At 60.5% G+C, this 13,891-nt stretch carries 14 protein-coding genes; 5 read left to right on the forward strand and 9 right to left on the reverse strand.

All coding sequences use genetic code 11. From position 1 onward, the window contains the following. Positions 1–2 precede the first annotated feature (2 nt). The 3 genes from AB1S50_RS02980 to AB1S50_RS02990 form a co-directional block, all read right to left on the reverse strand. Positions 3–1,232, reverse strand: coding sequence for a c-type cytochrome (locus tag AB1S50_RS02980; protein ID WP_367148907.1), 1,230 nt, complete (start codon positions 1,230–1,232; stop codon positions 3–5). A 119-nt stretch (positions 1,233–1,351) separates the two neighbouring features. Continuing rightward, positions 1,352–2,026, reverse strand: coding sequence for a thiol:disulfide interchange protein DsbA/DsbL (locus AB1S50_RS02985; protein ID WP_367148908.1), 675 nt, complete (start codon positions 2,024–2,026; stop codon positions 1,352–1,354). 133 nt (positions 2,027–2,159) lie between these two features. After that, on the reverse strand, positions 2,160–2,822 hold the full coding sequence (locus AB1S50_RS02990) for a c-type cytochrome (RefSeq protein WP_367148909.1): 663 nt from the start codon (positions 2,820–2,822) through the stop codon (positions 2,160–2,162). 153 nt (positions 2,823–2,975) lie between these two features. Here AB1S50_RS02990 and yihA point away from each other — a divergent pair, with 153 nt between their 5' ends. After that, positions 2,976–3,623, forward strand: coding sequence for a ribosome biogenesis GTP-binding protein YihA/YsxC (gene yihA / locus AB1S50_RS02995; protein WP_367148910.1), 648 nt, complete (start codon positions 2,976–2,978; stop codon positions 3,621–3,623). Positions 3,624–3,743: 120 nt separating this feature from the next. Here yihA and AB1S50_RS03000 read toward each other — a convergent pair whose 3' ends face one another. From AB1S50_RS03000 to polA, 5 genes are all read right to left on the reverse strand, one after another. Next, positions 3,744–3,923 (reverse strand): hypothetical protein, encoded by a 180-nt coding sequence (locus AB1S50_RS03000; RefSeq protein WP_367148911.1) that lies wholly within the window; start codon positions 3,921–3,923, stop codon positions 3,744–3,746. A 16-nt stretch (positions 3,924–3,939) separates the two neighbouring features. Next, positions 3,940–4,398, reverse strand: coding sequence for a hypothetical protein (locus AB1S50_RS03005; protein WP_367148913.1), 459 nt, complete (start codon positions 4,396–4,398; stop codon positions 3,940–3,942). Between the two features lie 603 nt (positions 4,399–5,001). Next, on the reverse strand, positions 5,002–5,967 hold the full coding sequence (locus AB1S50_RS03010) for a ribose-phosphate diphosphokinase (RefSeq protein WP_367149022.1): 966 nt from the start codon (positions 5,965–5,967) through the stop codon (positions 5,002–5,004). A 136-nt stretch (positions 5,968–6,103) separates the two neighbouring features. Continuing rightward, on the reverse strand, positions 6,104–6,763 hold the full coding sequence (locus tag AB1S50_RS03015) for a phosphoribosyltransferase (protein ID WP_367148915.1): 660 nt from the start codon (positions 6,761–6,763) through the stop codon (positions 6,104–6,106). A 547-nt stretch (positions 6,764–7,310) separates the two neighbouring features. Further along, positions 7,311–10,052: a DNA polymerase I gene (gene polA / locus AB1S50_RS03020; protein ID WP_367148916.1), complete on the reverse strand. Its 2,742-nt coding sequence runs from the start codon at positions 10,050–10,052 to the stop codon at positions 7,311–7,313. Positions 10,053–10,356: 304 nt separating this feature from the next. Here polA and AB1S50_RS03025 point away from each other — a divergent pair, with 304 nt between their 5' ends. After that, positions 10,357–10,668, forward strand: coding sequence for a hypothetical protein (locus AB1S50_RS03025; RefSeq protein ID WP_367148918.1), 312 nt, complete (start codon positions 10,357–10,359; stop codon positions 10,666–10,668). Positions 10,669–10,722: 54 nt separating this feature from the next. On the opposite strand, the gene AB1S50_RS03030 is transcribed toward AB1S50_RS03025, so the two are convergent. Next, positions 10,723–11,583 carry a metal ABC transporter solute-binding protein, Zn/Mn family gene (locus AB1S50_RS03030; protein WP_367148920.1) on the reverse strand — a complete coding sequence of 287 codons (861 nt, stop codon included), beginning with the start codon at positions 11,581–11,583 and terminating at the stop codon, positions 10,723–10,725. 23 nt (positions 11,584–11,606) lie between these two features. Between AB1S50_RS03030 and AB1S50_RS03035 the strand changes: the two genes are divergently transcribed. The 3 genes from AB1S50_RS03035 (at position 11,607) to AB1S50_RS03045 (ending at position 13,879) form a co-directional block, all read left to right on the forward strand. Then, positions 11,607–12,458, forward strand: coding sequence for an ATP-binding cassette domain-containing protein (locus AB1S50_RS03035; protein ID WP_367148923.1), 852 nt, complete (start codon positions 11,607–11,609; stop codon positions 12,456–12,458). Beyond that, positions 12,459–13,265, forward strand: coding sequence for a zinc ABC transporter permease subunit ZnuB (znuB, locus tag AB1S50_RS03040; RefSeq protein WP_367148925.1), 807 nt, complete (start codon positions 12,459–12,461; stop codon positions 13,263–13,265). Positions 13,266–13,405: 140 nt separating this feature from the next. Beyond that, a complete protein-coding gene (locus AB1S50_RS03045) occupies positions 13,406–13,879 on the forward strand; it encodes an META domain-containing protein (RefSeq protein WP_367148927.1) in 474 nt (157 codons plus the stop codon). Positions 13,880–13,891: the final 12 nt, after the last annotated feature.

Here is a 13,891-nt window from a genome sequence, read left to right on the forward strand (position 1 = left end):
GTCTAAACCCTGCTGCGACGACGCAGCGCCCACCACAGCAACAGCCCCAGCGAGAGTGCACCGGAAAACAGTAGCGCTGCAAGCCAATAACCCGGGGGTTGTGGTGCCACCACCTGTAGCCGGGTTTGTGCGCGCCCCAGAGTTTCCCGCAGCTGTTTAAACGCGGCGATCACTTCTGCACTGGGGGCATCGTCGAGGATCAGCTCCCTCAGCACCTGCCAACCAGACTCCAACTGGTTTGCGAGGGGCGGGTCCCGTTGCGTCAGGGTTGCGCGCAGGGGCAGGTAATCCTGGCGGTAGGCCAGTATCAAACGGCGGTAGGCGGTAACGGAGTCGCCGGCCCTATAGGTGGTTTCCGCCACCTGCAGCAGGCCTTCCGCCCGTGCCAGGGGATGCTGTAGGGCACTTGCCTGGCGCGGGTGACCGCGCCACCACAGCAGCGCTGAAGCCACTTCGTCCGGGAGTTCCACCGGGCGCACTGTGGCAAGACCCGGCAGTCCAGTCAGATTGGGGTAACGCCGGGCCATCTCTACCGGCGGCGGGGGTATATCCGCCACCGCCAGGTTTGCCACCGCCACCGCCAGTGCCCAGCGCTGGCGGCTGTCCAATCCATTACCAGCGGCAATGGCGGCATGGCTGGGAGTGACGGAAGGGTCGAGCTTATTGTAAAGATCGTAGAGACTGAAACTCCCCATGCGTGCCAGGTCGTTCAGAGGTGGTGCGGCTCCGCTTCCACGCCCCGCTTCACCGTGGCAACTGGCGCAATAAGTAGCGTACATAGGGGCGGCTTCGGCCGCCGCCGGCAGTGCTTCCACCGGTGAGCGGGGCAGCTGATAGAGTGACGCCAGGCGATCCGCAATGCCATTGGCCAGCCGGCGTACCTCTTCTCCCGGACGCATATTCGCCACCGCGATGTCCAGATTCAACAAACGGCTTTCCAGCGTGTCACGACCGGGCCGGTCCGGCAGCCTGCGCACCAGTTCCAGAGCCCCGGCGATATCGCGCCGTTGCCGGCGGTAAAGTGCTTCGTCCACCACCCGGCCGCCCTGCACCGCAGCGCCGTAGTCCACCGCGATATAGGAAAGCAAGTTGATGGCCTCCGCCGCCCGGGACTCCTGGCACTCCAGCGGGCCCGCCAGTAACAACAGGGCCAGGCACAATCCGGGCAGCTCCAGGGCGGCAAGGCGGTGGTGCTGACACAGGAAACACCACTGTAAGCGGGTTGATTTCATGGGCAAGCTGTAGGGCCGGACTTCTCCTTCAGGTTAGCAAGTCCGGAGGAATGGCGGCAGAAACCAAAAAGCCCCGCTTGAGCGGGGCTTTTTGGTTTCAGATCGGTGAAAACTGTGTTTTAGCCGCGGTCGGCACGCTCTTTGGCGATCAAATAGTCGGCTACCTGCAGCATCAGTTCCTGACCATTGCTCTTGCCCTTAAAACCCGGCAGGGAAGTACTGATACGGTACTTGCCGGCGACAACCACTTCCGGCGTGCCGGCCAACTGGTAGGCGCGCTGGTTGGCCATGCCCTGCTTGACCCTGCTGTTTACGGAGAAGGAATTCATCAGCTTGGCGGCCTTGGCGCCATCCGCGCCGTGGGAGTTGAACAGCTCCTCGATCGCCGCCAGGTCCGGATTCCAATCCCGGCCGTCGCGGGTTGCAAACATCTTGCGCTGATTGTTGATGGCGTTGAAGATAGGCTCGTGCATCTTGCCCAGTACCCCCATGGCGTCGGCCACGTAGTACATGCGCGCATGCACTTCCATCACCGGCTGCCAGATCGCCGGGATCTTGGTCAGCTTGATGTCCGCGGGCATATCCTTTATCCACTTGTTCAGGATCGGCTCAAAGTGGTAGCAGTGGCCACAGCCATACCAGAAGAGTTCGGTCACTTCGATCTTGCTGGTATCACGCTGGGGTACGGCCTGCGGCAGTACCTGGTAGTAGTCACCCACCTTGAACTCACCGCTGTCCTGAGCGCAGGCAACGAGGCTGAACAAAAGCGTGGCTACTGCGGCTAGCACTCTCATAAAATTCTCCTATTTATTAGCGTGGACCTGGGGGCTCCCCGGCATGTCAATAGACAGCACCGATTATTGAAGTTCCCGCGTTACCAAGCAAGAAGCAGACGGAAACAACCTGTCTGCTCCTGTGTTCACAATATCAGGGGGTCAGTCCGGCAATGTACTGGGACAAAGCCTTTATTTCAGCGTCGGACAGCTGCTTGGCCACACTCCTCATCACCCGGGTATCACCGTCATTGGCCCGGGTGCCAGTGCGAAACGCCTTCAGCTGGGCCTCTATGTAACCCGCGTATTGGCCGCCCAGGCGCGGATAACCGGCGGGTTCGTTGCCCAGGCCGGAGGGGGAGTGACACCCCATACAGGCGGGCACGCCGGTGGCCGGATTGCCCGCACGGTACAGGTCGCGGCCCAGGGCCAGGCCATCGACATTCTCGCCACTATTCAGCATCACCGAAATCGGCTGGGCGCCGGCAACCTGCAGCTGCTGGGAAGCAAAATAAGCCGCCATATCGCGGAGATCCTGTTCACTGGAGTTATCCAGCTGGCCGATCATTTGGGGAGCCGCCCGCGCGCCGGATTTGATATCCATTAACTGCTTGAACAGGTACTTTTCTCCCTGGCCGGCTATCTTGGGGAAGGCCGGCGCGATGCTGTTGCCATCGGTGCCGTGACAGGCGGCGCAGGTGGCAACCTTGGCTTGACCTGCATTGGGGTCCCCCTGTGCCGTGGCGGTCGCGACCCCGAGGGCGCCGGCCAGGCCCAGGACCAGGGCTACAGCGGTGTTATTAATAATGCTTTTCATACGTCGTCCCATAGCGCGCTGAATGCTGAAATATGGCGTTTACATCCTATCCGGACCGCCGCGGCGCCAGACGACAAAAGCCGGAGGCGACGCTCAAACCGCGGCATTATATACTTGCGCGCCAAGCGAGTGTACCTAATCTGCGGGCCGACCATGTCAGAACCGAAACCCGAAGCGATCCAGTTTCGCAATGTTGAATTTTTAACCAGTGCGCCGACACTGGCGGAGTGCCCACCCGATGAGGGCGCGGAGGTGGCCTTCGCAGGCCGCTCCAATGCGGGCAAGTCCAGCGCCATCAACGCCCTGACCGGAAGCAACAAACTGGCCCGCACCTCAAAAACCCCCGGGCGTACCCAGTTGATTAATTTCTTTCGCATCCGCGATAACCTGCGCCTGGTGGATCTGCCCGGCTACGGTTACGCAAAGGTGGCGCGCTCAATGAAGGACGAGTGGCAGCGACACTTGGCTTTCTACCTGGAACAGCGCCAGTGTCTGCGCGGCCTGATCCTGCTGATGGACATCCGCCATCCGCTGAAAGAATTCGATCTGCACATGATCACCTGGGCAGCCACTGCCGGGCTGCCGATACATCTCTTGTTGACCAAGGCGGACAAATTGAAGCAGGGCCCGGCCAACAACACCCGCTTCGCGGTTGAGAAGGCATTGAAGGAGAAGGGGTTGAATACCGGCGTTACCGTCCAGACTTTCTCTTCCACCAAGCGGACCGGGCTGGACAAGCTGGAGAGAAAGCTGGTCGACTGGCTCGCACCCCGGGAAACACAGGCTCAGCGGGACAGCTAACCCCTTAGCTGGCTGTTGAAAAAGTATATATCAACAGCCAGCTCTCCCGAACAGCGATATTCGGGCCGCAAATCAAGCGTGTAACTGCTTGAATAGTGCGGGATCATTGCGCGGTAATCACTACTTTTGCACACCCCGGCGAGGCAGCAGGGAGCGCAGCAACAGCCGTTGTAACTGCTGGCGCGCACCCGACGTTTCGCAGTGCAGCTCCTCAGCGCATAGGTGGCGCTGGGCCAATAGCGCGGTCAGTGTGTCCTCGCGAATGGCGACCGTCAGCAGGGGCGAAGAGTCTCTGCGCATGGCACCGGCCATCCTATCAATGCAGGTGGGTATCGCCGGCAACGGGGAAAGGTTCGCTGCCCGCCCCGGGACCCTGCACCGACCGGGGGCGATCCTCGGGGTAGAGGACGCTGATGCAGTCAGCGGTAACCCGTTGTTTGCAGCCATCCCGCAACTGGCGCGCAAGGAGCGAACTGGCACCCGCGCGAATATAGTTGCATAGTTTTTCATCACCCAACTCCCGGTAGGCTGCCATTAAGCAGAGGGCATTTTCACTAAAGCGCGTCGCCGACACTGCATAGCTGGGCCACTGCTTGGTCAGCAAAAATCCCGCCAGGTCGAAAGCGGACCCCAGGTAGGGGATTGCATCCGCACCATTGCCCTCCTCGGACAAGATCTTGCCCCTCTCCATCCAATCGAGCCATGTCTTTTCGGCACGGCCTTTGTCGGCAATCAACCACTGGCTGTGATTTGCACACAGGTAACGTAGATTCACGGCGACCTCCTTTGCTTCCACATAGTTAAATATAATAATAATGATTATCATTTGCAATAGTGGCGCAATCATTTTACAAAGACTTCTGAAGGCTTAGGGCAATGCAAAAAAAAGCCGGCAGATGGGAGCTGCCGGCCAGGGGTCAGTGCCCTTGGGGATGGGCACCTAAGCAGGTGTACCCAGGGGGAGGGTACATCTGTTGGGTTCTCACACGTACATTCTCTATTCCACTGGGTCTAAGGTAAGCTGCTACCGGTGGATTTCCCAATGCGGCTACTGCACTAGCGGTCGCACCGGATTCAAACAATCTGCTGAGCATTGTATTGCTTTTTCCCCGCAATACAGGCAAAGCATTTCTATCGCTTCGATTGTCTGGGTCTATCAACCCCATCGCCAAACAAAAAAAAGCCCCGACACAGCGGAGGGTTCGGGGCGAGGGGAAGATAACTTCCAGTTTGGGGTTGGGTGATCAACGATCTGTAACCTTAGAGAGGCAATGAAAGGACCGGTTCCCACCCGCTGAGTAAAGAAGAGTAAATGCCAATCATGCACAAAATGTCTCTAAAGCCTTTTCAGACTAACTGAGCTTGCCCTGCTGTCCTTTCAAGGGCTCAACTCGGCGGCGGGACCACCGCGATGCAGTCGGCCAATAGCCTCAGCGATCAAAGGTGCACAATCGATGACTGTCAGGGAGGAAGTCTGTGTGGACTGCGGCAGCGAATTGGTCACTACCAATCCCCGCAGGGGCAGGGCGGACAGCCGGGCCAGGGCGTTGTCACAGAATTGGCCGTGACTGGCGAAAGCGTAAACCTCACTGGCCCCGGCCTGACCCAGGGCTTCAGCAGCACGGATCATGGTACCGCCACCGGCAATCAGGTCGTCCACGATCAGTACCGTCGCGCCTTGTACCTCACCGACCAGAGTGCCACCGGTGAGCTGACCGTTGCTGCGGTACTTTTCCACAAAGGCGTGCCCCAGCGGTCGCCGCAGCCTTTCCGCCAGCGCCAGGCGAAAGGCTTCGGCGCGTTTGACTCCACCAATATCCGGCGAAGCCACCACCAACGGGGCCTGGATTGACGCCAGCTGGCTGGCGGTAAAATCTACAAAGAATGACCGTGCCTGCAGGTGCAGGGTACGACATCGAAATGCGTTTTCGAATGCGGCCAGATTGTGCGCATCCAGCGTGATCACGCAATCGGTGCCGACGGCTTGGAACAAATCGGCCAGATAGCGGCTCGACAGGGGGTCCCGCGCTTTGGTACGGCGGTCTTTGCGTCCATAACAGAGATAGGGAATCACCGCGGTCACCCGTGTGGCGCCCGCGTCCCTGAGAGTGGCGATAAAAAACAGCAGTTTTACCAGTTTGTCATGGACACTGCTGTCAGCGCCGCTGTGCAGGGACTGAATCAGGTAGACATCCGCACCCTCCACATCGTCCAGTGGGCGCAGCTTATGCTCCCCATCCTCGAAGCTGCGCTCCTCATGGGGGACCAGCGGCTCCCGCAACTGCACGGCCACCCGGTGCGCGAAGGCGGCGCCTTCGGTCAGACTAAACAGCTTCAGACGCATCACCGGAAAGTCATCCCCGGGCTCGGAGCAGGATCGAGGGTGATAATCTGATCGACGACAGTTGACGCTTCACACAGGTGATTGTCGCTTGTGCTGTGGCCCACGGGCCCGCAGGCCCGCGATGCTACTCGCCCGGTCACGGCGAAGCCCCCGAAAGCTGCCGGGCTGTTTCCATCATCGCGATAACCTGCTCGTCCGTAAGTTGGGAAAAGTCCCTGTACCAGGCGCCGATGGCCCAAAACGCTTCCGGGTAGCGCAGGCAAATAAAACGGTCCACCAGCGGTTCGAAACGATGCACGATCGATGGTGGCGCCACTGGTACGGCGAGTAACAAAGTGGCTGGCTTTTGCCCGCGGACGGCGCGTGCCGCGGCCTCCATGGTGGCGCCCGTAGCGATACCGTCATCCACCAGAATGACGCAACGGTCCCGGAGTTGGGGCCAGGGGCGGTCGCCCCGGTAGCGGGTGGCGCGCCTCACCAGCTCTCTCTGTTCCGCACGGGTCCTCTGTTCCAGGGCCTCATTGTCGACGCCACAGCTGGCGACCACATCTTCGTTGATGACCCGGGACTCACCGGTGATGGCACCCATCGCCAGTTCCTCGTGCCCCGGCACCCCCAATTTGCGCACCAGCATCAGGTCCAGGGGTGCCCGCAGCGCCCGCGCCAACTCCAGGCCCAGGGGCACTCCGCCCCGGGGCAGGGCCAGGACAATCACATCACTGCGGCCGGCGTATTCGCTCAGACGTTCCGCCAGCAGGCGCCCGGCCTCCTCGCGGTTCTCGAAGGGCGTGGTCACAGCCCGTTCCCCGCTCACATCGTCGGTTGCTCAATAAAATTAGACTAGCAAACACTGACCGCTGATTGATTGTGCAAGGAGCAGCTCCGCCGGCAAAAGGGTAATGCCCGGCCCGCTGTCATTAAACCGGCAATTTAGTGGGTTGCGGAATCGCGACGGCGGCCGGCGCATAAAAAAAGCCCCGGACTTGGGGGGGGTCCGGGGCTAACATCTGACTTCCTTGGGGGATGATGACGCATTCCAACGATCTCGTGTGATTAGAGCGGCCATTGCCACCCAGGTTCCCCAGTGAGGGTTAAAAAATGTAAATTCCCGTTAATTGGCGCCTTATTTCTCCTCCATCACCCCGAGTGTCTGGGATCCGGCTGGTGTAGCAAAGCTCTAGCTGGCTGTTGAAATTCGAAGAATTTCGACGCCCCGCTACCGGAATATCGATTTTCCGGCAAAATCAACGACGCCTAACTCGTTGATTTTGGGAGAAGAGTGAAAATCACATTTTTCGCTTTTCGCGCTTTGAAACAGGCAGCATGCCCTTTTCAACAACCTGCTAGTGGGCCTGATCCCAGTTTGCCCCCTGGCCCACATCGACAATCAGGGGGACACGCAATTCCGCCGCACCCTGCATCAACTCGGAGATACCTTTGTGGACCCGATCCACCTCGGTTTCCACGACCTCCAACACCAGCTCATCGTGCACCTGCATGATCAATTTGCTGGCCAGTTGCTGCTCCGCCAGCCACGCCTCCACCCGGATCATGGCCCGCTTGATGATGTCCGCTGCCGAGCCCTGCATGGGCGCATTGATAGCGGTGCGCTCTGCAGCCTGGCGCTGTGCGCCGTTGCGGGCGTTGATCTCCGGCAGGTACAGGCGGCGGCCGAACAGGGTTTCCACATAGCCTTTCTCCGCCGCGTGCCTGCGCGTATTCTCCATGTAGGCCCGGACCCCGAGGTAGCGCGCGAAGTAACGGTCGATATAGGTCTGGGCATCCGCGCGGGGAATTCCCAACTGTTTGGCGAGGCCAAATGCCGACATACCGTAGATAAGGCCAAAGTTGATGGCCTTGGCGCGGCGGCGCTGCTCGCCACTGACTTCCTCCGTCGACACTTCGAAAACCTCCGCAGCGGTGGCGCGGTGAATATCCTCGCCACGGGCAAAGGCCTCCACCAGACCGCTGTCTCCGGACAGGTGGGCCATGATGCGCAGCTCAATCTGTGAGTAGTCCGCGGCGATAATCACGCTGCCGCCATCAATGCGTGGATCGGCCACGAAAGCCTGGCGAATACGGCGCCCCTCCTCGCTGCGGATGGGAATATTCTGCAGATTGGGGTCGCTGGAAGAGAGCCTCCCGGTGGCGGCCACCGCCTGGTGGTAGGAGGTGTGCACCCGTCCGGTGGAGGGGTCGATCATCTGTGGCAGCTTATCGGTATAAGTGTTTTTCAGCTTCGCCAGTCCGCGGTACTTCATGATCAGCGCCGGCAACTCGTGGCTGTGGGCCAGCTCCTGCAACACCGGCTCCGCGGTGGAGGGCGCCCCCTTGGGGGTTTTCTTGATCACCGGAATCCCCAGCTTGTCGAAAAGTATCGCCCCCAGCTGCTTGGTGGAGCCCAGGTTGAACTCCTCGCCGGCGACTGCAAATGCCTGCTGCTCCGCCTCGCGCATTTTCTTCTCTAACTCGATACTCTGTTGGGCCAGCATTCCGGCATCGATATAAGCACCGTTGCGCTCCATATGGGCGAGTACCGGCAACAGTGGCATTTCGATCTCATTCAGTACCTTCTCAAGCGACGACTCCAGTGCCAGGCGACGGCTCAGCTCACCGTGCAGACGCAGAGTAATATCGGCATCCTCGGCGGCATAGGGACCCGCCCTCTCCAGCTCAATCTGGTTGAAGGTAAGCTGCTTGGCGCCCTTGCCGGCGATATCCTCAAAGTGCACCGTGTGCTCGCCCAGGTATTTAAGTGCCAGACTGTCCATATCGTGGCGGCTGGCGGTGCTGTCCAGCACATAGGACTCCAACATGGTATCGCGGCTGATGCCGCGCAAGTGAATTCCGTAATTGGCCAGAATATGGCTGTCATATTTCAGGTTCTGACCCACCTTTTTCTGCGTCGGGTCTTCCAGCAGCGGCTTTAGCTTTTCCAGCACCTGGTCAAAAGGCAACTGCTCCGGTGCCCCTATGTAGTCGTGCGCCAGTGGCACATAGGCGGCCTCTCCCGGCTGTACGGCAAAGGACACCCCAACCAGCCTGGCCTGCATGTAGTTGAGGCTGGTGGTTTCGGTATCGAACGCAAAAATGGACGCATCGCGAAGCCTTCCCAGCCAGTGATCGAACTCCGCCATATCGGTCACTATCTGGTAATCCCGCTCCGCCGCTTCCTGCATGGCCTGTTGCGCACCCTCACCACCGCTCAGCTCATCCAGCCAGCCGCGAAACTCCATCGCTGTAAACAGCTCAATTAATTTTTCCCTATCCGGGGTTTCATTGTGCAGCTCCTGCGGCTTATAGGGCATGTCCACATCGGTCTTGATGGTGGCGAGCTGATAGGAAAGCTCTGCCACCTCGCGGTGCTCCGCCATTTTTTTTGCCAGTGTCTTGCTACCGCGAAACCCCAGTGGCGCTATGGCGTCGAGGTCGGCGTAGATATTCGTGAGGCCACCCAGGTTCTGCAACAGCGCCAGCGCGGTTTTTTCGCCGACCCCGGGAACGCCGGGAATATTGTCGGACTTGTCGCCCATCAGGGCTAAGAAGTCGATGATAAGCTCGGGCCCAATACCGTACTTATCCCTCACCCCCCCTTCGTCCAGCTCGGTATTGGACATGGTATTCACCAGGGTTATCCCCGGGCGCACCAGTTGCGCCATGTCCTTATCGCCGGTGGAAATAATTACCTCTGTGCCCTGCTCCTGCGCCTCCAGGGCCAGGGTGCCAATAACGTCATCCGCCTCCACCCCGTCAATGATCAACAGCGGCAGCCCCATGGCATCGACGATGTCGTGAATCGGCTGGATCTGCTCGCGCAGGTCATCCGGCATGGGAGGCCGGTGAGACTTGTAGTCCGCGAACAGTGCGTCGCGAAAGGTTTTGCCCTTGGCATCGAACACCACCGTGACCGTGCTGTCAGGGTGCTCCTTGAGGTGGCGGCGCAGCATGCTGATTACGCCGCGTACCGCGCCGGTGGGCTGGCCGCTGCTGGTGGTCAACGGCGGCAGCGCATGAAAGGCGCGATACAGGTAAGAGGAGCCATCCACAAGGATCAGGGGAGCGGCAGGAGCTTGTTTGTTACGCATAATCTTCCGGAAATCTAGCAGTGAGTGGTGGGTCATCGACATAGCACAACAGGATACCCGCGTTGGTTTTTTTTCGCTTGTATCGATACTCGATTACGCGCACTGACCACCGCATCCTCCCGCGATACCAGCGGCATTTACAACCCTGGTTCCAGGGCCATAGCGCGCCGCGGGCAGTCCACTGCAGCGCCCCTGCGCCTGTGGCCACCCCCATAACGGAAATCCGGCTCCCCCTCCCACGTCCGCTTCGGTTGGGCTGCTATACCTATGCATATTGGTCAAAGTTCATGCAAGGAATATTGCTATGTCGAGAGTCGTTTTTTCCGCTTTGTTACTGTTGTTCACCATCGGTTCAACTCCCCTTCTGGCAGATGCAGCAGGCCAGCAGGTACAGCAAGCCGGACCGATGGAGTATCTGGAAGTTTTCGGCACCCCGGAACCCAGTGATGACGAGGAAAAAGCTCGACAGGTCCGCGACCAGAGGCGACAGCTGCCGCAACAGCATCGGCGGGAGCAATTGCGCCGCTTGCGGGAGACTCAGGTAAAACCCATCGAACAGTTGCGCCAGCAGCTTAAACGGACCCGCGGCCGCACGGAAACGGAAGAGGAACACTAGCGCGCAGCGAGGGGAAATTGTCGGCGGGGTTCCCGCCGGTGAATTGCGCCGGCTCTACCGTTGCGCGGATGTCTCTGCCAGGCACCCGCGCGCATCGGTGAGCAGCTGCCGGACCAGGGCTCCGTAATCGGCTTCCCGGGGCAGGTCGCTGCCCAGCAGATCCAGTGCCCCATAGCGCAGCCCCAGGCTAGCGGCCGTCTGCCGGTCCCGGTCGTTGGCCGGCGCCTTACCGAACAGGCAACCATCCCCCAATCCCTGCAGCTCCAGCAGTGTACGGGCGCCGCGCTTTGTATGGCTGCTGTCACTCAGGGCCCGGGTGCGAACGCCGGCGGGACCGAAGAAATGCCCGTAAGCGTCGTGGGTCACCACTATCGGTACTTCGCGATAAGCCCACAATGCGCGGTTCAAAACCTTTTGTGCGTTGGCCATGCGACGGGAAAAATCCCGGGCACGCTGGCGGTAACCCTCCACTCCGGCCGGGTCCAGCTCTCCCAGGCGGTCTGCGATATGGGCGCCGATCACCGCCGCATTGAGCGGTCGCAGCCACAGGTGGGGATCCCCGGCAGAGGCGCCCGCGGTCTCATAACCTCCGGCATCCAGCAGCGCCAGCTGTCGCTGCCGCGGCAGCGATGCCAGCTGGCGCGCCAGCACCCCCTCCAGCTCCGGTCCCATCCAGACCACCAGGCGGGCGTTTTCCAGGGTTGCCCGCTGGGATGCACTGGGCGCGTAGCGATGAGGGTCGTCACCGGTCATCAGAGTGCGCACCGGTATGTCCGGCCCGACGATTTCGCGCGCGATCAGTGCCAGTGGGCGCATACTCACTACGATTTCCGTGGCAGCCGGTGGGGCTTCTTTACTGCAGGCCGCAACCGCAGCCAGGACGAACAGGAACAACAGGCGCATCACAACCATCATCTGACTCGTGGGGGGCGACGGGAATGGGATATAATCACACTCGGCCTCCCCCCGCCAGCCTTGTAATTTCCTCCACACAACGCCGGAGCTTCGCCCTGAGCCAGTCCCCAGCCCTTATCACCGCCGACCACCTGGGTCTGAAAGTGGCCGGCCGGCAACTGTTGCGGGATATTTCCCTGCAGGTTCGCGCCGGTGAAATCACAACGGTGATCGGCCCTAATGGCGCCGGTAAAACCAGCTTACTGCGGCTGCTACTGGGTCTGACGCCGCCGACCCAGGGTAGGGTGTGGCGACAGCCGGGGCTGGTATTGGGCTATATGCCCCAGCGACTGCACATAGATGCCTCCATGCCCATGTCTGTGCTGCGGTTTTTGCAACTGGGCCAGCCGCGCCTGAGTTCGGCGGAGGCAGTGGCGTCCCTACAGAGAGTGCGCGCGGAACAACTGCTGGAATCCAGCCTGGCGCAACTCTCCGGCGGCGAGATACAGCGGGTACTGCTGGCCCGTGCCGCATCCCGTAAACCCGGATTGCTGGTCCTGGATGAACCGACCCAGGGCGTGGATCTCGGCGGCCAGGCCGAGGTTTACCAACTGATCGCGGCGCTGCGCGACCAGTTGGGCTGTGGCGTCCTATTGGTATCCCACGACCTCCACCTGGTGATGGCGGCCACCGACAGGGTACTGTGCATCAACCAGCACATCTGTTGCCAGGGACTGCCGGACCAGGTCAGCCGCGACCCCGCCTATCTGGCGCTGTTCGGCGACAAGGTGGTGCCCTATACCCATCGCCACAACCATCAGCACGATATCAGTGGCGACATAGTCTCCTGTGATCATCAACACCATTCCAGCGAACCCACAGGGAAGGAAACCTGAGTGGCCGAATTCGTCGTTTTGCTGCAAAGCCGCTTCATATGGCTCGCGCTCGCCGCCGGCCTGTTGGTGGCAGTGGCCAGCGGCCCCCTGGGCTGCTTTGCGGTGTGGCGCCGTATGGCCTACTTTGGCGACACCCTGGCCCACTCTGCACTGCTGGGCGTGACGCTGGGCTTCCTGCTGCAGATACAGCCCACCCTGGCGGTCGGTGCCACCTGCTGTCTACTGGCGCTGTTGCTGGTATCTCTGCAGCGGCGTCAACAGCTGTCTGTGGATACCCTGCTGGGCATCCTGTCGCACTCCATGCTGGCATTGGGCATAGTGACCGTGAGCCTGGTTGGCATCCAGGTTGACCTGCTGTCGCTGCTGCTCGGCGACCTGCTCGCGGTAAGTACGCGGGACCTGCTGCTGATGGGTGTAGCGGTAATCGTCATCGGCAGTCTGTTGTATTTTCTGTGGGAGCAGTTGCTGGCCTTCACCCTGCATGAGGAACTGGCGGCGGTAGAGGGGGTACCGGTGGAAAGAGTCCGCCTGGCGCTGATGCTCATGCTGGCACTGCTGATCGCTATCGCAATGAAAGTGGTGGGCGTCCTGTTGATTACCGCACTGCTGATTATCCCCGCGGCAGGCGCGCGCAGGTTTTCCAACTCCCCCGAGCGCATGGCGCTACTGGCCTCGGCGATCGGCTGTTGCGCCGTGGTCCTGGGCCTGCTGGCATCAGCCCTGTGGGACACCCCGGCAGGCCCCTCCATAGTACTGGCGGCGGGCATACTGTTCCTGACCAGCCTGCTGCGCGCGCGCGCCGCTTGAGCGGCCCTGCCACTCTCCCCCGGTTCGTTGAATGTCGCCCTAACTCTCCCCGGAAGGGAGCGCAAGGGCTAAGCTTGTGCTAATGCAAATCTGGCACCTGGGGCGCCGGCAGCAAGCAGTAGACAGGGAGCGGTATTCAGATGGGCAAGTTCACACAAATATGGCTGGCAGTGCCGGCCGCACTGATGGCTGGCTGTTTGGGGGTGGGTACGGAGCAGCCACAGATCACCCAGCATGCAGGCAGCTCCACCTCCGTCTGCAGCGACAAGTGGCAACTCAAGCGCCTGCGGGTAAACGGGGAAACCGTCGAGGTTGAGGACAGCTCCCGCTACACCTTTGTCTGCAACCCGGCGGGGGATGTAGTGGGTAAAAGCGGTATCAATACCTTTCGCGGCTCAGTCAAGATTACCGACAACGGCCAGATGATCTGGGACACATCCAGTTTTGCCTCCACCAAGATGAGCGGGCCCGATTATCTGATGCAGCAGGAGAATGCCTACCTGGGCGCCCTCGCCGGCACCCGCCAGGCGCTCACCAAGTCCGGCGGCAACCGCCTGATTCTGCGCAACCCCTCCGGCGACATCTATATCGAATATGTCAGGGTAAATCCTTGATATAGACCGCAG

Origin of the sequence: Microbulbifer discodermiae (genome assembly GCF_040742695.1) — a bacterium.
Lineage (GTDB): Bacteria > Pseudomonadota > Gammaproteobacteria > Pseudomonadales > Cellvibrionaceae > Microbulbifer.